Origin of the sequence: Paraburkholderia lebeckiae, from assembly GCF_050436325.1 — a bacterium.
GTDB classification, from domain to species: Bacteria; Pseudomonadota; Gammaproteobacteria; order Burkholderiales; family Burkholderiaceae; genus Paraburkholderia; species Paraburkholderia tuberum.
This window is the reverse complement of the sequence record NZ_JBNDLZ010000002.1, coordinates 2,983,337-3,001,728: the sequence shown is the minus strand read 5'-3', so window position 1 is coordinate 3,001,728 and position 18,392 is coordinate 2,983,337. Positions and strand designations below refer to the sequence as shown.

17 protein-coding genes and 2 pseudogenes are annotated in these 18,392 nt (G+C 61.7%); 7 read left to right on the top strand and 12 right to left on the bottom strand.

Translation table 11 applies throughout. From position 1 onward, the window contains the following. Positions 1 to 291 precede the first annotated feature (291 nt). The 3 genes from nifK to nifH all read right to left on the bottom strand — a co-directional run bounded on the left by nifK (position 292) and on the right by nifH (position 4,374). Entirely contained in the window at positions 292 to 1,851 is a 1,560-nt protein-coding gene (gene nifK / locus OKW44_RS17125) for a nitrogenase molybdenum-iron protein subunit beta (protein ID WP_018423165.1), read from the bottom strand. A gap of 74 nt (positions 1,852 to 1,925) precedes the next feature. Further along, positions 1,926 to 3,389 carry a nitrogenase molybdenum-iron protein alpha chain gene (nifD, locus tag OKW44_RS17120; protein ID WP_018423166.1) on the bottom strand — a complete coding sequence of 488 codons (1,464 nt, stop codon included), beginning with the start codon at positions 3,387 to 3,389 and terminating at the stop codon, positions 1,926 to 1,928. 103 nt (positions 3,390 to 3,492) lie between these two features. Beyond that, positions 3,493 to 4,374, bottom strand: coding sequence for a nitrogenase iron protein (gene nifH, locus OKW44_RS17115; RefSeq protein WP_018423167.1), 882 nt, complete (start codon positions 4,372 to 4,374; stop codon positions 3,493 to 3,495). Positions 4,375 to 4,753: 379 nt separating this feature from the next. Between nifH and OKW44_RS17110 the strand changes: the two genes are divergently transcribed. The 3 genes from OKW44_RS17110 (at position 4,754) to OKW44_RS17100 (ending at position 6,407) form a co-directional block, all read left to right on the top strand. Next, positions 4,754 to 5,173, top strand: coding sequence for a group II truncated hemoglobin (locus tag OKW44_RS17110; protein WP_026226291.1), 420 nt, complete (start codon positions 4,754 to 4,756; stop codon positions 5,171 to 5,173). Between the two features lie 36 nt (positions 5,174 to 5,209). Beyond that, complete coding sequence (locus OKW44_RS17105) at positions 5,210 to 5,818, top strand: hypothetical protein (protein ID WP_018423170.1); 609 nt, start codon at positions 5,210 to 5,212, stop codon at positions 5,816 to 5,818. A 76-nt stretch (positions 5,819 to 5,894) separates the two neighbouring features. Further along, positions 5,895 to 6,407, top strand: coding sequence for an ankyrin repeat domain-containing protein (locus tag OKW44_RS17100; protein WP_085952374.1), 513 nt, complete (start codon positions 5,895 to 5,897; stop codon positions 6,405 to 6,407). 9 nt (positions 6,408 to 6,416) lie between these two features. On the opposite strand, the gene OKW44_RS17095 is transcribed toward OKW44_RS17100, so the two are convergent. The 7 genes and pseudogenes from OKW44_RS17095 to OKW44_RS17065 all read right to left on the bottom strand — a co-directional run bounded on the left by OKW44_RS17095 (position 6,417) and on the right by OKW44_RS17065 (position 15,305). Beyond that, positions 6,417 to 7,499 carry a fatty acid desaturase gene (locus tag OKW44_RS17095; RefSeq protein WP_084754304.1) on the bottom strand — a complete coding sequence of 361 codons (1,083 nt, stop codon included), beginning with the start codon at positions 7,497 to 7,499 and terminating at the stop codon, positions 6,417 to 6,419. Positions 7,500 to 7,604: 105 nt separating this feature from the next. After that, positions 7,605 to 7,937, bottom strand: coding sequence for a cytochrome o ubiquinol oxidase subunit IV (gene cyoD / locus OKW44_RS17090; protein ID WP_018423173.1), 333 nt, complete (start codon positions 7,935 to 7,937; stop codon positions 7,605 to 7,607). Next, positions 7,938 to 8,546 (bottom strand): cytochrome o ubiquinol oxidase subunit III, encoded by a 609-nt coding sequence (cyoC, locus tag OKW44_RS17085; RefSeq protein ID WP_026226292.1) that lies wholly within the window; start codon positions 8,544 to 8,546, stop codon positions 7,938 to 7,940. It abuts the gene before it with no gap. 3 nt (positions 8,547 to 8,549) lie between these two features. Beyond that, positions 8,550 to 10,556 (bottom strand): cytochrome o ubiquinol oxidase subunit I, encoded by a 2,007-nt coding sequence (gene cyoB, locus OKW44_RS17080; RefSeq protein ID WP_018423175.1) that lies wholly within the window; start codon positions 10,554 to 10,556, stop codon positions 8,550 to 8,552. A gap of 3 nt (positions 10,557 to 10,559) precedes the next feature. Continuing rightward, positions 10,560 to 11,456 (bottom strand): ubiquinol oxidase subunit II, encoded by an 897-nt coding sequence (cyoA, locus tag OKW44_RS17075; protein WP_035471676.1) that lies wholly within the window; start codon positions 11,454 to 11,456, stop codon positions 10,560 to 10,562. Positions 11,457 to 11,932: 476 nt separating this feature from the next. Further along, a complete protein-coding gene (gene hemN, locus OKW44_RS17070; RefSeq protein WP_035471979.1) occupies positions 11,933 to 13,336 on the bottom strand; it encodes an oxygen-independent coproporphyrinogen III oxidase in 1,404 nt (467 codons plus the stop codon). Between the two features lie 956 nt (positions 13,337 to 14,292). Beyond that, positions 14,293 to 15,305 (bottom strand): annotated as a pseudogene (locus OKW44_RS17065) (IS110 family RNA-guided transposase). Positions 15,306 to 15,514: 209 nt separating this feature from the next. On the opposite strand from OKW44_RS17065, the gene OKW44_RS17060 reads away from it, so the two are divergent. From OKW44_RS17060 to OKW44_RS17045, 4 genes are all read left to right on the top strand, one after another. After that, positions 15,515 to 16,189, top strand: a complete 675-nt coding sequence (locus OKW44_RS17060) for an OmpW/AlkL family protein (RefSeq protein ID WP_018423179.1) — start codon at positions 15,515 to 15,517, stop codon at positions 16,187 to 16,189. A 291-nt stretch (positions 16,190 to 16,480) separates the two neighbouring features. Further along, on the top strand, positions 16,481 to 16,789 hold the full coding sequence (locus tag OKW44_RS17055) for a thioredoxin domain-containing protein (protein WP_018423181.1): 309 nt from the start codon (positions 16,481 to 16,483) through the stop codon (positions 16,787 to 16,789). An 18-nt stretch (positions 16,790 to 16,807) separates the two neighbouring features. Then, positions 16,808 to 17,044, top strand: coding sequence for an FmdB family zinc ribbon protein (locus OKW44_RS17050; RefSeq protein WP_018423182.1), 237 nt, complete (start codon positions 16,808 to 16,810; stop codon positions 17,042 to 17,044). Positions 17,045 to 17,074: 30 nt separating this feature from the next. Continuing rightward, positions 17,075 to 17,617, top strand: coding sequence for an OsmC family protein (locus tag OKW44_RS17045; RefSeq protein WP_429410696.1), 543 nt, complete (start codon positions 17,075 to 17,077; stop codon positions 17,615 to 17,617). Here OKW44_RS17045 and OKW44_RS17040 read toward each other — a convergent pair. Together OKW44_RS17040 and OKW44_RS17035 are read right to left on the bottom strand one after the other, a co-directional pair. After that, positions 17,614 to 18,075, bottom strand: coding sequence for an NAD(P)-binding protein (locus tag OKW44_RS17040; RefSeq protein WP_113061978.1), 462 nt, complete (start codon positions 18,073 to 18,075; stop codon positions 17,614 to 17,616). The genes OKW44_RS17045 and OKW44_RS17040 overlap by 4 nt on opposite strands. Positions 18,076 to 18,091: 16 nt before the next feature. Then, a pseudogene (locus tag OKW44_RS17035) lies at positions 18,092 to 18,379 on the bottom strand (2Fe-2S iron-sulfur cluster-binding protein); the annotation flags it as partial. Between the last annotated feature and the right edge of the window lie 13 nt (positions 18,380 to 18,392).

Genomic DNA, 18,392 nt, shown 5'->3' with positions numbered 1-18,392 from the left:
TCGAACTGCCGTCGAGCCGCCGACATCGCACCCTGTGCAATCGCAATCTCCTCGTGCGTCAATGGCAACCGGCCGGCCACATGCGCGGGCCCCCGGGCAGCACGTGGGCGATCATCTGCGGGTTCCGGTGTTCGGGCAGCGGGACGAGGTGGTCGGCCTCGCCCACACCGGCCAGGCAAACCTAGTCGTTGATTACCTCGACGTTATGGCCCGTCCTGCGTCATCTTGACCAGAGCTGCGTCTGCCGCGCCCGATGCATCCGCTGTGTCTGCCATAGCCGCGCTCTCCTCGTCAGCGAATGATGTCGTAGCTGTAGTCGGTCTTCGCCACGTCGATCGTGTTGGCGTCGAGCGCTTCGAAAAACTCGTCCAGCAGCGTGACCAGCACCCGCAACGCACCTTCATAGCCCCAGGTTGGGAAGCGATGGTAATGGTGTCGATCGAAGATCGGGAACACCATACGTATCAGCGGCGTTTTGGTATCCCGCTCGAGATACTTGCCGTAGGTGTTGCCTATCAGGAAATCCACCGGCTCGGTAAACAGCAGTGAGCGCATGTGCCATAGATCGCGTTTCGGATACACCTTGCAGCCGGCGCCGTAGGGCGACGCGTCGAACAGCGCCTGCACCTTCGCAGCCCAGGTTTCGTTGCCGTTGGTCGCCAGCACGTGAGCCGGCTCGGCACCGAGTTCCAGCAGGAACTGCGTGTAGCCCAGCATCTGGTCCGGGTCGCCGTAGAGTGCAAAGCGCTTGCCGTGCAGGTGAGCCTGGCTGTCGGCCATCGCATCGACGAGCTGGCCTCGCTCCTTCTCCAGTTGCGCCGGAATCGGCTTGCCGGTCACGCGCGAGATTTCCATCAGGAACTGATCGGTGCCCGCGACGCCAACCGGCGAGTTCAGCACCACCACTTCCTGGCCATGCTCGCCAATGAACTTGCTGGTCTTCTCGCAGCAGTATTCCTGGAACACGAAGGTCGCCTTCGCGTTCAACGCGCGCTCGACGTCCTCCTTGGTCGTGCCGCCTTCGTACATCCGGAACTCGCCGTCGGTCGGCGTATTCCACGTTTCGGATGGGTCGCAGATGATGTTCACCGTCACGCCGAAGAGATCGAAAATCCGGCGAATCTCCTTCATGTTGCCGACCACGTAGCCGTCGAAGCCGCCGATGAAGTTGACGCTTTCGTCGGGCACGCGCTCAAGCGGCGTCGCTGTGCCGGCCTTGCCGTCCCAGAAGTGCTTGAGGATGCCGAGGAGCGCGTTGTCGTAGCCGGTCACATGGCTGCCGACGAAGGCCGGCGTATGCGCGAACGGCACGTCGTAGTCTTTCGGCACGCTGCCCTTCTGCTTGCTGCTCTTGATGAGCGCGTCGAGGTCATCGCCGATCACTTCCGCCATGCAGGTCGTGGAGACCGCGATCATGTCGGGCTTGTACAGGTTGTACGCATTTGCGAGGCCGTCGATCATGTTGTTCATGCCGCCAAACACCGCCGCGTCCTCGGTCATCGACGAGCTGACGCACGAGGTCGGCTCCTTGAAGTGACGCGAAAAGTGCGAGCGGTAAAACGCTACACAGCCCTGCGAGCCATGCACAAAACTGAGCGTCTTGTGAAAGCCGTTGGCCACGTACACTGCGCCGAGCGGCTGGCAGGCCTTGGCTGGGTTGATGGTGAGCGAGTCGCGTGCAAAGTTCTTTTGCCGGTAGTCTTCGCTCTTGGTCCACTCGACGATCTGCTTGACCTGCTCGTCTGAATGGTTGAACTCGAAGTTTTCCTTTTTCGCGCGGAAAATTTTCTGGTACTCGGGCTCGCGGAACAGGAGTTCCTGATCGAGAATCTGGTCTGCGGATTGAGGCACGGGATGCTCCTGATATTCAATTCAAAGACCTGCCGGCCGGTGATCAGTGCGGTGATCGGTGCGGTGGCCGGCGCTTAGGGGTTTTTCTTCCAGGGCGCCTTGGCGAGCCCCCACACCGGGCTGGAAATGGCCATGTCCATGTCGCGCGCGAAAATGGCGTAGCCGTCGTAGCCGTGATATGGACCGGAATAGTCCCAGCTGTGCATCTGGCGAAACGGCACGCCCATCTTCTGGAACACGTACTTTTCCTTGATGCCGGAGCCGACCAGATCGGGCTGGACCTGTTCGACGAACCTCTCGAACTCGTAGCCGGTCACGTCGTCGTAAATCAGTGTGCCGTCCTTCACGTAGTGCGTGGTGCGCTGATAGTCGTCGTTGTGGCCGAATTCGTAGCCGGTGCCGACCACGTTCATGCCGAGGTCTTCGTAGGCGCCGATCACGTGGCGCGGACGCAGGCCGCCAACGAACAGCATCACGGTCTTATCCTGCAGGCGCGCTCTGAACTTCGCGTTCACCGCATCGACCAGCGGACGATACTTGGCGATCACCCTCTCCGCGTTGGCTTTGATGGTGTCGTCGAAGTGGCTGGCGATCTCGCGCAGGCTCTTCTCGATCATCGACGGGCCGAAGAAGTTGTATTCCGCCCACGGAATGCAGTACTTCTCTTCCATGTGCCGGCTGATATAGTTCATCGAGCGGTAGCAATGCAGCAAATTGAGCTTGGCCTTGGGCGTGTTCTCGAGCTCGGCGATCGAGCCGTCGCCCGACCATTGCGCGATCACGCGCAGGCCGATCTCTTCGAGCAGAATCCGGCTCGACCATGCATCGCCGCCGATGTTGTAATCGCCGATGATCGCAACATCATAAGGCGTCGAAACAAATTCGGGCCGCTTGTCCGGATCGGCCTTGTCGAATATCCAGTCTCGAATCGCATCGTTAGCCAGATGGTGGCCCAGCGACTGGCTGACGCCGCGAAAACCTTCGCAGCGCACCGGCAAAATGGTGTGCCCTTCATACTGCGCACTCTTCTTCTTCGAGACGGCCTCGATGTCGTCGCCGATCAGGCCGATCGGGCATTCACTCTGGATCGAGATGCCCTTGTTCAGCGGAAACAGTTCCTGAATCTCGTCGACGATCTTGTCGAGCTTCTTGTCGCCGCCGAAGACGATGTCCTTTTCCTGGAAGTCCGACGTGAACTGCATCGTCACGAAGGTGTCGATACCGGTAGTGCCGATGTAGTAGTTGCGACGCGCGGCCCACGAGTACTGGCCGCAACCGACCGGACCATGACTGATGTGGATCATGTCCTTGATGGGCCCCCAGACCACGCCCTTCGAGCCGGCGTACGCGCAACCGCGAATCGTCATCACGCCCGGCAATGACTTGATGTTTGATTTCACGCCACAGTCGGGCTTGCCGTCCTCGAAGGTGCCCAAATGCTTGGCGCGCCGTTTGGCCATCTTTTCCGGATAGGCCTTCAGCACTTCATCGATCAGGGCCTTGTTCGCGGCCTTGCGCTCTTCAACAGTGACGTTCATGGGAATGCTCCATAGGGTGAGTATCAAGCCTGGCAGCGGGTAGCCGGCACGGCCCGGTTCATCGCGTGAAGAAGAACACCGGGCCGCGCGCAGCGGCGCTCGCTTAGGCGGTCAGTTCCGCTGCAGGCTTGCCGACTTGCGATTCGTCGATGGACGTCATGATTCCGTGTTCCATTAACAGGTCTTCCAGTTGATCCATCGTGATCGGCGTCGGGATCGTGCCGTTGCCCGCGTTGTTGTGCACCTTGGTGGCGAGCTGGCGATACTCTTCCGCCTGTTTGGATTCTGGCGCGAACTCGATCACCGTCATGCGGCGCAGCTCGGCGTGCTGCACGATGTTATCGCGCGGCACGAAGTGGATCAGCTTCGAACCGAGCATCTTCGCCAGCGCTTCGGCGAGTTCGAGTTCCTTGTCGGTCTGACGCTCGTTGCACACGAGCCCGCCGATCCGCACACCGCCGCTGTTCGCGTACTTCAGAATGCCCTTTGAAATGTTGTTGGCCGCATACATGGCCATCATTTCGCCGGACATCACAATGTAGATTTCCTGCGCCTTGTTCTCACGAATCGGCATTGCGAAACCGCCGCACACCACGTCGCCGAGCACGTCGTACGACACGTAGTCCACGCCGTCATAGGCGCCGTTTTCTTCGAGGAAGTTGATCGACGTGATGACGCCACGGCCCGCGCAGCCGACGCCCGGTTCCGGACCGCCGGACTCCACGCAACGGATGTTGCGGTAACCGATCTTCATCACGTCCTCGAGTTCGAGGTCCTCCACCGAGCCGGCTTCGGCCGCTAGCGACAGGATGGTGTCCTGCGCCTTTGCATGCAGGATCAGGCGGGTAGAGTCCGCCTTGGGATCGCAGCCGACGATCAGGATCTTCTGCCCGAGTTCAGTCAGGGCTGCCAGGGTGTTCTGCGAGGTGGTCGACTTGCCGATACCGCCTTTACCGTAGAAAGCGATTTGCCGAAGTTTAGACATTGCATTTCTCCATTCAGGAAGAAGGGTTGAAACCAGGGTTGCGTAACCGCGACCATGTCAGCCTGTCGTGCCTGTAGGGGTCTTCTTATATCGAGCCACGCATCGGCCGGACCTGTGTCCGCGCTGGACTCCAAACGCAGCTTCTGTGCCACGTCACCAGCGGTACTGCGTCGCGTCCGCCCCGCCGCGCTGCGGCGGTTGGTTCGGGACTTTTGCGGACTCCTCTTCTGTCTTGTCGATTTCGCGACAAACCACGCGAACTTCGTCGCCAATGAAACCATTCGGGCGCGTTTGTCGTGCGATTTCTGTCGCATTGGCCTGCGTGCAGCCGGACAATCGCCGGGTTGCGGCCTGGTTCGGTTATTGCATTGATCGCGCCATGGACACACCAGCCACCCAAGCTTCACGACCCGTGCCGCGCGAGACGCACTTCGACCGTCTAGGCGGCGAGACCGCCGTCATCCGCCTGGTCGATGCGTTCTATCGGCACATGGATACGCGGGCCGACGCGCAGCGCATTCGCGCGATGCATCACCCGGACCTGTCTTCGACGAAGGCCGTGCTGGTGCTGTATCTGTGCGAATGGCTCGGCGCCGACAAGCGGTACTCGGCACAGCGCGGCCAACCACGGCTGCGCACGCGTCATGCCGCATTCGCGATCGGCACCGCCGAACGGGATGCGTGGCTAGCTTGCATGCGCGCCGCGTTCGACGAGACGGGTGTCGACCCGGTGCTACGCGATGAACTGATGCAGGCCTTTTTCAAAATCGCCGACCGGATGCGCAATACGCAGACGTGAATCCCTCTTCAACGCTGTTTAACCCAAGGATCTGTGATGACCGAAACGCTCGCGCACAAGGAGATCGACGACACCGCGTTCGCCCGTCTCGAACATGAAGGCCGTCTGCTCAACCCGGTTCTCAAGGGACTGACGGACAGGCTCGACCGGGTCGGCTTCCGCGGCGAACTTGCGCTGCGGTTTGCCCCAAAGCTCGCCGACGAAGCGCGGCCGCCGGAGCTGACCTGCGATCAGGTGATGGCATGCGCGACGATCGGCCATAAGCACTTGCCGTTCTTCGCCGGGTATCTGTTGAGCTTCGAGCATCTGAAGGACGTGGCCGAGGTGCTCAGCGACACGCTCTCGGCGGACGGCAAGTACTTTCTGTTTTGCGACAACATCGACCTGAGCAAGCGATATCAGGTGCCGTACAAGGGCGCGATGTTCTATGTGCTGCCGATTCTCGAGTCAACCGTCTACAACGAGATGCTCGAACTGCTGTACCTCGAAAAGAACGAATTGAAGAAAAAGGACTCCGGCGGCAAACTGGATGCGGTAGCGGACGCGGCCATCAAGTTCGACGTGACCTTCGACACGATCACCTACAGCGAAGGACTTGAATTGATGGGGCCGGTGCGCAACCCCAACGAGAACCGGCCCGTCTGAGGCTCGGGTCCCTGCGGCTGCCGCCCGCGCGGCTGCGCCAACCGATGTTCCCTTGCACCCGAACGCGACCATGATCATGCACACCGACACTGTTTTCGTCGTCCGCGAACGCCTGGCCTCGCGCGTTGTCCGGAACCCCGATGCACAACTCGAAACGATCGTGCCCGCCGCACTCTGCACCTGGCTGGCGTACCACGGCTTCCCTGATCCGCAATCGCGCTGCGTGAACGGCGAAACCCCGTTGATGCGCGCCGCGCAGCATGGCGAGGACTTGGTGGTCGAAGCGTTGCTCGCACTCGGCGCACGCGCCGACGCGCTCGATGACGACGGCAACCATGCGCTCTGGTTCGCGTGCCTGCACGGCGGCCCCGCGACCATCCTGCGGCTGATCGACGCCGGCGCGCCGATCGACCATGTGAACGACGACGACATCACATGCCTGATGCAGGCAGCCGCGAGCGGTCGCCTCGACGTCCTGCAGATGCTGCTTGCGCATGGGGCGAACGCAGAACTGTGCGCACCGGATGGCCGCAGCGCGCTCGACATGGCAGCCGACCTCTGGCTGCAACTGCTGCTTGCTTTCGGATGACAGGCTTTGTTAGCGAGTCTTAAGAGGGACGTGCGTCGCGCGACCACCGAAATCGGTCCACTGATCAGTCGAAAAATCGTATAGTTTGCAGCGTCGTGCGGTGTCGAAGTACCAACGCCACGAAAACCGCTGCACGACGATCCGTTCCGGAAGCATCGCTTCGAGGGTTCGCTGAGCACCGACGAGCCCGTATAGAGGGAGACTCATGTCGACGTGATGCGCGGTGTGCTCCATGATGTGATGAAACAGCGCGCCAAAACGCCAGCGAAAGGTCAAGTGCACCGTCGTGGATATGAACGGATCCGAACGCCCCCATTTCGCGCGATCGTCGTACCAGCGGATCTGCGGATGCGTGTGGTGCGCGTACACGACGAAACCCACCATCGCGCACCAGAACAGGAACGGGACCACGAACCCGCATGCGATTGACGGGACCACCCCCCGCTGCGTCGCGCGAGCGATCCACGCGAGCGCGCCGATCCACAGCAGTGCGAACACCGATACCAGCGTGCAGTCATGGAAGAACACGGGGCGCCGCGTCGGCATTGCGGCCCGCGACGGGAAAAACATCTTCGTCCACCAAATTTCGATCATGTAGTAGAGACCAGGCGCCCAGCCGCTGCGATAGATACGCTCCAGTGCGCGCCGTGGCCCACTCAAGGCGCGATATTCCTGGATCGTCAGCGGTGCCCACACAAAATCGACGCCTTTCAGGTTCGTGTAGCCGTGATGCACCACGTTGTGACCCACCTGCCACAGGCTGTAGGGCGTGAGCGACGGCAGGAAGGCGATTCGGCCCAGCCAGCGGTTGAGCGTGCGGTGCCGGGTCAGGCTTTCATGACATGCGTCGTGACCGATGACGAAGATCCGTCCGATGACGAAGCCCGCCATGCATCCGAATACGGTCTTCAGCACGAACCCGTGCGCGAACACGCTCGCGGCGAGCGCACACAATAGTAAAACGTAGTCGAGCACGAGCAGCAGAAGCGCGTAGGCGGTGCGGCGTTCGGCGAACGGTGTCAGCCACGAGCGGATGACCTTGCGATGGGGCAATGGCTCATTGGCGGGAACGGGGTGATTCGGACTGTTCATGAAGAATGACCGGTAGAGCGGTGCAGCACAACACTACGCACGCGGTCGACGGCTGCATGCCGTGTCCGCGATGATGTGACCAGACCGTTTCGCGCTGGTGGCGAGTCAGCGCGACATCATGTTCATGCTGACATTGTGCATCACCCAGATCGTGCCGAAGATCAGGAACAGCGCGGCGAGCGCGGTGTAGCATAACGCCAGCACGTTCCAGCGCTGGCCGCGCGACAGGTCCAGATGCAGGAACGTCACCAGTTGCACGACGATCTGCACGAACGCCAGCAACGCGAGCGCCATAATCGCGGAGCCGGACGGCAGCAACCGTTGCGTGACGATCGAGAATGAGCCAGCCGTCAGCGCCACGGCGAGCACGAAACCGGTGATATAACCGGCGACGTCACCACGCGAGGCGGTCGTGGACGTCGAGTGTGAACGGACCATTTAGAGCACGCTCCCGAGATAGACAAACGAAAACACGCAGATCCACACGATGTCGAGGAAGTGCCAGAAGAGGCTCAGGCATGTCAGACTCGTGAGGTCGCGACCGGACAGTTCAGGCGAGCGGACGACATGCACGACGAGCACGGCCATCCAGACGAGGCCGGCTGTCACGTGCAGGCCGTGGGTGCCAACCAGCGTGAAGAACGACGACAGGTAGGCGCTGCGACTGGGCCCAGCACCGTCGGCGACCAGGTGCGAGAACTCGCGCAGCTCTAACGCGAGGAACAGCGCGCCAAGCACGAACGTCACGAGGAGCCAGCTGATCACGGCACCACGCCCCTGGCGCAGCGCGCCGAGCATCGCGAAGCCGTAGGTGGTGCTGCTCAGTAGCAGCGCGCCGGTTTCAAGTGCGACACCCGGGATGTCGAACAGGTCCCGTCCGGACGCACCACCCGCGAACTGGTGCGCCATTACGACGAACACGGCGAACAGCGACGCGAACAGCACGCAGTCGGTCATCAGGTACAGCCAGAAGCCGAACACGGTGGGCGTTGGGCCGTGGTCAGCGCTCGACCTGCCGTGATGGACGAGTAACGCAGATTGCGACATGGATCAGGTCTCCGCGGATTCGGGTAGTTCAAGGGCGGCCGGGGTGCGTGCGCTGCCGCGACGTGCTTCGATTTCGCGCACGCGCGAGGCCGGAATCACGTAGCCATGGTCGTCGCGGAAGCTACGCGCGATCAGCGCGGCGACGATCGCGACGAAGGCCAGCGCGGCGAGCCACGTGATGTGCCAGACGCCGGCGAAGCCGAGCACGAGGCTGAATGCGCCGATCAGGAACCCGTCCGCGGTGTTCGACGGTAGGTGGATGTCCTCGTAATGCGCCAGTGCGGCATTTGCTGCGCCGCTTTCCTTCATGTGCGCGAACGCGTCGAGCTGGTGGACGACCGGTATGCGCGCGAAGTTGTAGACAGCGGGCGGCGACGCGGTGGCCCATTCGAGCGTGCGGCCGTTCCACGGGTCGCCCGTCAGGTCGCCGTATTCCGGCTCGTTGCGATGGATCACGCTCACGACGACCTGGGCGATCTGGTGCACGACACCGAGTGCGATCAGCACCACGCCGCATGCGGCGACGAACAGCCAGGGATGCCAGGTCGGATTGTCGTAGTGATTCAGGCGCCGGGTCATGCCCATGAAGCCGAGCACGTAGAGCGGCACGAACGACACGTAGAAGCCGACGAACCAGCACCAGAACGCCCGCTTGCCGAGCTTCTCGTTAAGCTTGAAGCCGAACGCCTTCGGGAACCAGTAATGGAAGCCCGCGAGATAGCCGAACACGACGCCGCCTATGATCGCGTTGTGAAAGTGCGCGATCAGGAACAGGCTGTTGTGCAGCACGAAGTCCACGCCCGGGATCGCCATCATCACGCCCGTCATGCCGCCGATCGTGAACGTGACCATGAAGCCGATCGTCCACAGCACGGGTGCGGTGAAGTCGATGCGACCGCGGTACATCGTGAACAGCCAGTTGAAGATTTTCACGCCCGTGGGGATCGCGATGACCATCGTCATAATGCCGAAGAACGCGTTAACGTCCGCGCCGGAACCCATCGTGAAGAAGTGGTGCGCCCACACGAGGAATGCGAGCACCGTGATCGCGCACGACGCGTAGACCATCATTCTGTAGCCAAACAGCGGTTTCTTCGAGAAGGTCGCGATCACTTCCGAGTAGATGCCGAACGCGGGCAGCACGAGGATGTACACCTCCGGGTGGCCCCACGCCCAGATCAGGTTCAGGTACAGCATCGCGTTGCCGCCGAGCTCATTTGTGAAAAAGTGCATGCCTGCGTAGCGGTCGAGGCCGAGCAGTGCGAGCGTCACGGTTAGGATCGGGAACGTTGCCATGATCAGCACGTTCGAGCACAGCGCGGTCCACGTGAACACCGGCATCTTCATCAGCGTCATGCCGGGCGCGCGCAGCTTCACTATCGTCACGAAGAAGTTGATCGCGGTAATCAGCGTACCGACGCCGGAGAGCTGCAGACTCCAGATGTAGTAGTCGACCCCGACGCCGGGACTGAACTGCAGCTCCGACAGCGGTGGATACGCGAGCCAGCCGACCTGCGCGAACTCGCCGATCACGAGCGACAGATTGATCAGGATCGCGCTGATCGCCGTCATCCAGAAGCTCAGCGAATTCAGGAACGGAAAGGCGACGTCGCGCGCGCCGATCTGCAGCGGCACGACAAGATTGAAGAGGCCGACCATCAGCGCCATCGCCATGAAGAAAATCATGATGACACCGTGCGCGGTGAATATCTGGTCGTAGTGGTGCGGCGGCAGGTAGCCGGGGCCGTGAAACGCGATCGCGAGCTGAAGCCGCATCATTACGGCGTCGACAAAACCGCGCATGAGCATCAGCACCGCGACGATGATGTACATGATGCCGATCTTCTTGTGATCGACGCTTGTCAGCCACTCGGTCCAGAGCCACTTCCAGCGGCCGAGCTTCGTGAGCGTGGCGATGACCGCCAGCACGATGAGCGCCATGAACGCGGCCGCACCCATGATGATCGGCTGATCGAACGGAATCGCGCCGGGCGTGAGTTTTCCAAACATGGCTTACTCCGTGGTCTGCGTGCGACAGGCGGCGTCGCGGAAGGCCGTGACATTGCCGTTGTTGTATCGGGCAACGATGTTGCGGAACAGGTGCTGGTCGATCGATGAGAAGTAGCGTACCGACTGCTTCTCGCTCGGCTTCGCGACTTCGGCGTATTCGTCCATGCTCAGGCGGTCCGGCGAAGCCTTGACCTTCCGCACCCATGCGTCGAAGTCGGTGGCGCTCGTCGCGAGCGTGCGGAACTTCATGTCGGCGAATCCCTTGCCGCTGAAGTTGGCGGACATGCCTTCGAAATTTCCCGGTGCATCCGCGATCAGGTGCAGACGGGTCTGCATGCCGACCATTGCATAAACCTGGGTGCCGAGTTGCGGGATGAAGAATGAGTTCATCACCGAGTCCGACGTGATCCGGAAGTTCACCGGCGTATCGACTGGCACGGCGAGCTGGTTCACCGACGCAATGCCGAGGTCCGGGTAAATGAAGAGCCACTTCCAGTCGAGCGCGACCACCTCGACGTCGATCGGCTTCACGCTCGACTGCAGCGGCCGGTACGGGTCGAGCTCATGCGTGGTGCGCCACGTCAGGATACCGAGGTACAGGATGATCAGGGCGGGGATCGTCCAGCAGACGATCTCGATCGCCGTCGAGTGCGCCCATTTGGGCGCATAGACCGCGTGACGGTTCGACGCACGGTAGCGCCACGCGAAGAACAGCGTCAGCAGGATCACCGGGATCACGACGATCAGCATCGCCCACGTGGCGGTGGCGATCAGCGACTTCTCGGCCGCGCCGACGCTCCCTTTTGGATCAAGCACAGTCAGATCACATCCCGATAGACAGGCGCTCAATGTTGCGAGGATGGCTATCGACCGTTTCCTTAAGGCTTTTCTGTCTGTCATAGTGGTTAAGTCCGGGTTGTGGCACTTTTGACCTGAAGCTGGCTTGACGCATGCGGCATCACACTCGCAGCGTCATGGTCCGACAACCGGCCAGCTCTGTGATTGATGTCGATCAAGGATGAACAAAGCGGCGGGTGCGGTGCACTGACGCAGTGCGCGGGCTATATCAGGCGATCGCCCATGTCTTCATGGCTGAACTGAAGCAGAGCCAGGCTGCGAGGGATGGCCTCGATCTGGCAATCGAGGGTCGTAACGGGGCACGTGGCGGGGAACGAAGGACAGACTTTACGGCGCCCGTATGAACAGGGAACACCTTGCTGACGGCGCAGTTTGCGGGTAATGCAACGCTCGCAGCATTCTCGATGCGCGGGACAATCTGATCCGGATCAGCGAATACGCACCTTGGCGTTGCTATTTCGGAGTTCGACGAACACGTCTCGTCGCGTTGTTTGCGCCAGCCGCCGGCGGTCGTGCCGCTAGATCAGTTTTGACCAGGATGCGCTCGAGGGGCGCTCCAGATAACCGTCGAACACCATGGCCACTGCGCGCACGAAGAACCGGCCTTTTGGGGGAATCGAGATGCCGTTTCCATCGATGCTCACCAGTCCCGCCTCCCGGTATGGTTCCAGGGCGGTAAGCTCACTTGAGAAATAGCGGACGAAGTCGATCTGATGCGCTAGCGAGATCGCAGCGAAATTCAGCGGCACGCTGCACATGAGCGTCATGATCACCTCCCGACGCAACGCATCGTCAGGCGATAGGGCAATTCCGCGTTCGACCGGCAGCCGGCCTTCGTCGAGTGATCGGTAGTAGCTTTGCAACGAGCTCGTCGACTGGCTGTAAGCGCTGCCGATCTTGCCGATGGCCGACACACCGAAGCCGACCAGATCGCACTCCGCGTACGTCGTGTAGCCTTGGAAATTGCGATGGAGGCTACCGTTGCGCAACGCAATGCTCAGCTCGTCGTCGGGTCTGGCGAAATGGTCGAGACCGATATAGATGTATCCGGCATCGAGGAAGCGCTGGGCCGAGAGCATAAATATGCGCAGGCGCTCCTCGGTCGATGGCAATCGGGCTGCGTCAATTAATCGCTGGGCCTTGAAGCGGTCTGGCAGGTGCGCGTAGTTGTAGAGCGCGACGCGATCGGGCGCCAGCCGGATCACCTCGTCCAGTGTGCGGGCAAAGCTGGCGACAGTCTGCTGCGGCAAACCGTAGATCAGGTCGACGTTAATTGAGGGAAATCCCGCATCGCGTGCGCCGCTGAGTGCGCGTTCCACCACATCGAGTGGCTGGATGCGATTGACGGCCTGCTGAACGTCGGTAGCAAAGTCCTGTACGCCGAAGCTCGCTCGGTTGAAGCCGAGGCGCGCGAGTGGTGAAAGCGTTTTGCTGCTGACGGTTCGCGGATCAATTTCGATGGCAAGTTCTGCGTCGATCGAGAACGCGAAGCGGTTCTGCAGTTGCTGGACAAGGTCTTCGAGCTCGGCAACAGGGAAGAAGGTCGGCGTTCCACCTCCCAGATGCAGCTGCACGGTTCGCCGGTCAGGTCCGAGATGTGACGCGACCAGGTCCATCTCACGAACGAGGTAGCTCAGATATCTAGCGCTGCAGCCATGGTCGTGCGTAATGACCTTGTTGCATGCGCAGAAGTAGCAGAGTGATCTGCAAAACGGCAGATGAACATATAGCGAGAGCGGCGGATTATTCTCGGCAGTAGCACGAGCGGCAAGCTGACGTTCGTATGCCCGCTCCTCGAACCCAGGATGAAATCGATCTGCGGTGGGATATGAGGTATAGCGAGGCCCCGAACGGTCGAAGTGGCGAACCACCTCCGCGGGAATCTCCGGACTGTCAGGCGCTCGGGATGCTGCTTCCCGCATCCGCGTGCGCTGCTTCGGCTGATAGTCTGCTTCGCGGTGTATTCGTTTCTTCATCCCCATCTCCAGAAGCTTCCGCGCGGACAGCGCGGCGAACACGGCTGCCCCGATTGTCCTGCATGGAGCCCGGAAAGCGCTGATCTGTATCAATACGAGGTGTCGTGAGCGCGATAGTCCTGTGTAGGTGAGAGGCGAGGCGCGGGACGTGTTCGTGATATACACGGACGTTCGTTCTGGAATAGCGCTACGCCCAGGCGCGCAATCTCGCGAAACCGGCCGCCTGAAATTACGTGCCTGCGACCGGGCAACGAGACGGCACGCCCCGGCGAGCCCGTGTTGATGGTGACGGCAGAGCCTGCGGCCGAGCGTCCGGAAGGGCATCCAGGACGGGAAGGCGTCAGATAGGGGCGGGTCGGGTGCGCTAGATAGCCTTGACAACGGCTTCTTCGGGAAGCTGACTGGCTTCGGCCGCGGCACGAATTGCCAACGATCTGCCGTACAGCCTGAGTAATCGGGCACTGGGTACGACGCGTGTCGCGCGGCGTTTTCGCACCCGCCAAATTGATCACTGCGGAGCATCGCGCATGGCTGTGGCATTCGGCGGCTGCAGGCAGTCCGGCAATGGCTGCGAAATCGGTGTCTCCCGGTGCGAGAAACATCTTGGTACCAGTCAATGCGGTTGAAGGCCAATAGTCCGTACATGGACTCCCGCCTATGAGCAAGATCGGTTTGCATTTTGAGGGTCACGACTGCGTCCGTGCATTCGGCTTCTGATGTGCTTGCTGCTGCACGAGCCATCATGGAAATTTGCGCGCTTGCTCCTCATCGGCCTTCTGGCTTCGTACTGCAGCCGCCGGATATATCAGGATCTGCAAGCGCCGGTCCGACCGGTTCGCCATGCTTGCCGCTTCTTGCGCAATCGCGAAAGAAATAAAGCAATACTCAATATCTGTTGTCTGTTACGCACCTCGGAAGCAGCCGTTACCTGTCAATATTGCCCAGGCAATGCGCGCCGTCTTGTTCGGCAGGGCGATCGCAGCAATGCTCACGTGGCGGCGTTGCATCACAGCCTTGATCCAGCGACTGTGCCGATCGTCGCGACGGTTCACGAAGTGCATGACCGCGCGGGCGCCCTGTACAAGCAGGGTTCTCAGATAGGTGTCGCCGCGTTTTGTGATACCGCCTAACCTGGTTTTGCCTCCGCTTGATTTTTGCCTCGGCGTCAGCCCCAGCCAGGCCGCAAACTGCCGGCCGTTCCTGAACTGGGACGGATCACCGACACTGCTGACGAGCGCGGTCGCGATCACTGGCCCGATTCCTGGAACGGTAGCGAGCCGTTGGCAGGCTTCGTTGCTCTTGAAGATCTCGCTATCTCGGCAGCAAGTTCGTCGAGCCATTGCTGCAGTGCCTTCAGTTGCTCGAGGTACATCGAGCCAAGCCGTCTGAGCAAAGCGGTAATGGGGGAATCGGGATTGTTGACGAGTTCAACCACTCCCTTTCTCAATTGCGGAAGTCCGACCGGGAAGATCACACCCTCTTCAGCAAACATGCTCCGGATCTGATTCGATTTCGCTGTCCGCTCCAGGATGAGCCGTTGGCGCATGCGATGAACCGACTGCAGCGACTGCTGTTCAGCGCTCTTGATCGCAACGAAGTGAATGCCTGAGCGCGTCACTGCCGCGCAAATCGCCGCCGCGTCATTCGCGTCGTTCTTGCCACCGAGCAGAAACGGCTTGACATATTGTGTCGGCAGCAGGCGGACCGTGTGTCCCAACGAGGTTAGCTCACGGGCCCAGAAATGGGAGCCGTGACAGGCCTCGATACCAACCAGACTGGATTCCAGTTTTGCGAAGAACTTCAACACCTCAGCTCGGCGAAGTTTCCGCTGTACTGCCGTTTTGCCATGGCGATCGACGCCATGAATCTGAAACACGTTTTTCGCGATATCCAGGCCAATGGTAAGTGCAGGCATTGACGTTCTCCCGGGAATTGGTGAGGTAAGTGTCGCCCCGAACGGGCGGGAGTTCATGCCATCGCCTCAAGGCTCCCGCAATCTCGACGTTCCGACGCGTGACCCGATGTCGCATCTTGACTTCGGGCTCGGGATCGGTTGATCCCACGCAAGGGCAGCCCTGATTTGCGCGTCGACAATTCCCCGCATACATCAACAAGGGGAAAGCGATGAAGCACATGATTAAGGCCGTGATGATCGTGGCAAGCCTGTGCGCTACCGGTTTGTTCGAAGTGCGGGCATACGCGGATGACGTAAGCGCGAAGGGAAGCACGATGGCAGGCGAGGTGCCGGCGAATGGGATCCACGCCGGTGACGTGCTCGTGCGTCTGCGTGCCATCTCTATCGAGCCGGAAGTACACACCAGCGGCACGTTGTCGTCGCTCGGCGTGGGTGTCAATAACGCACTCGTGCCGGAGTTGGACCTGACCTACATGATCCGCGACGCGATCGGCATCGAGTTGATTCTCGGCACCTCGCGGCACCACGTGACGTCTGGCCTCGGCGATCTGGGTGGCGTGAACGTGCTGCCACCGACGCTGCTGCTGCAATATCACTTCAACCATGCTGGCATGATCCGACCGTATGTCGGCGCGGGGGTCAACTACACGTACTTCTACAACGACGGCCTGAGCGCGGGCTCCGAAGGCATCCAGGTGTCACGCAGCAGCTTCGGTCCGGCGGTGCAGGCTGGCGTCGACGTGCAGATCACGAAGACCGTCTTTCTCAACGCGGATATCAAGAAGATCTGGATGCACACGGACGCCTCGGTCGGCGGCAGTTCATTGGGCCGACTGGACATCGACCCACTGGTACTGGGAATAGGCGTCGGGATGAAGTTCTAGCGAGCGCAGCGAGTGTCCCATTCCGTTGTTAAGTGCGCACGCTGCTCAGGCTGGTCGCCGATCCGGCTGTGCGTTACCAGGACGACTTCACTGCCCTCGACATGGCGGCCAGCCTCGACTGCCTGCAACTGCTGCGTCAAACCTGAAAACCCCGGCAATGGCCCACCTCACCCAAAAACCCGGCTGCTCCGGCAATGCGCGCCAGAAACCCCTGCTGCGCATAGCCGGCCACACACTCGACGGGCGCAACCTACTGAGCTGGCTCTGGATCGCCGCACGCTGCGGGCCTTCATGGCGCCGCGGCCGGTCAGCCAGAGGTTCTACCGCGCGGCACCGCGCATCAAGTCGAGCGAAGTGGTGCCGGAAACGATCGACGCCAACGTCGCGCTGGCGCTGTTGCTGGCCGAGCCGCTGCTGATCCGCCGGCTGCTGATGCAATGCGACGAGCGCCGCATGGTCGGCTTCAATGCGGCCTTGGTGCACACCTGGATCGGGCTCGGCGCGCACGCACCGGCCCCGGACATGCCGCACGAAGGCTGCGCCGCAATGACGGACCACAGCTCGCACCAACGGGCGATCCGCTGCGCCCCATCCACCTGAAACGGAGATCTGATCACTATGCCCCTGTACGACTACCGCTGCGCGGCCTGCGGCCACGCATTCGAAACGCTGGTGCGCGCCGGCCACACGCCCGTCTGCCCGCAATGCGGCGGCACCGCGCTGGACAAGCAGGTCAGCGCGCCGGCCTCGCCCGGCAAGAGCCGCGCGATCATTTCCTGCGCGCGGCGTCAGGCGGCGCGCGAAGGGCACCTCAGCAACTATTCGCCCGCCGAGCGCCGCAAGCTGCTGCGCTGAGCCGAACGGGGAATCGCGCTGTCGATGTATATGAACCTCGAGGGCGCCTACGGGATGGCACTCAGTCTCACCGTCTTCATGGCCGGCACGCTGGATCAGGCCACCGCCGACAGCCTGCTGGAACGCGCGAAGGGCATCTGCCCGTATCTCGACGCTACCCGGATCCATGCCTTCGGTCAGGATCATCGCCGCCGTGCCGGCCTGCTCGATGATCGCCAGCCGCGCGCTGGTTTCGATAGCGGCGCTGCGGGTCATGCCGGCACCGCCGCAGGATCGTTGTCCGGACAGGCATGCACGAGACGCGCGTTCAATTCGAGCGCGATCGCACGTAGCAGCGCCGCGTCCGGGTGGTGCTCGTCAGGGAAGTTCGACAACGCGCAGGACGTGTTGTTGAACGCCAGCGCCGCGCTCAGCAGGGTCAGTGTGGCCGCGAGCGCGTCAGCAAGCAGCGCGGGCAGCGGCGGATCGAACCTGACATGCGCCGCCACCAGCCGCTGCGGCAACGCGAGTAACGCCCGGCGGGCACGCAGCACGCGTGTCGCAGCGCTACTTCCGGTTTGCAGTTCAAGCTAAGCGCCGCGGTCACGCAGCATCAGCAACGCGCGGCCGGTCCGCACGCAGGCTGCCGGAAGCGCGGCAGCCTGCGTATCGACCAGACGCGCCGTCCCGCCTGCGATGTGGCTCGCCCCGGCATGCGTCCCAAGCGGCCCCTCGCGCCGCTGCGGTTCGCGGTTCGGGTCGAGAGCCAACGCGCATCGCCGGGGTCGTGCTGCCGCACGCTCGGCATACCCAGTTCGAGTTCGTCGAGCAGCGCGGTGATGGGCGGCTCCGCATCGGGCCAGAACCAGGCCGGAACGAGGCCCAGCGTCTGGCCGGTGGCTTCGCAACATTGCGTCAGCACGGCCGCCCTCGCGCGCTTCGATGACCACGACGGAAACGTCCTGCGCATGCAGTACGCGCGCCAGCGCGAGGCCGCCTAGACCCGCGCCGACGATGGCCACGTCGACCACCAGCGATTCGACCGCGGTCATCTCGCCGCTCAGACGAAGTCAGCAGTTCGATGGTCACCGGCTCTGCGGCCAGCACGGCTTGACAGGCGAGGCGCAACTTGGAGCCGATGCCGACGAGCCTATCGAGCTTGTCGTTTTCGAGCCGCTGGATCTTCGACAGGCTCGTGCGCCCTTCCTGTACGAACAGGTGGCAAGTTCCGCAGTCGGCCTTGCCGTTGCACTTGTGCTCGATGCTCTCGCCTACGGCGAGCAGTGCCTGCAGCAGGGTCGCGCCGGCGGCAACGTCGTAGGTCTTGCCCGAAGGCAGTACGGTCAGTGTGGTCATGATGGCGATCTTG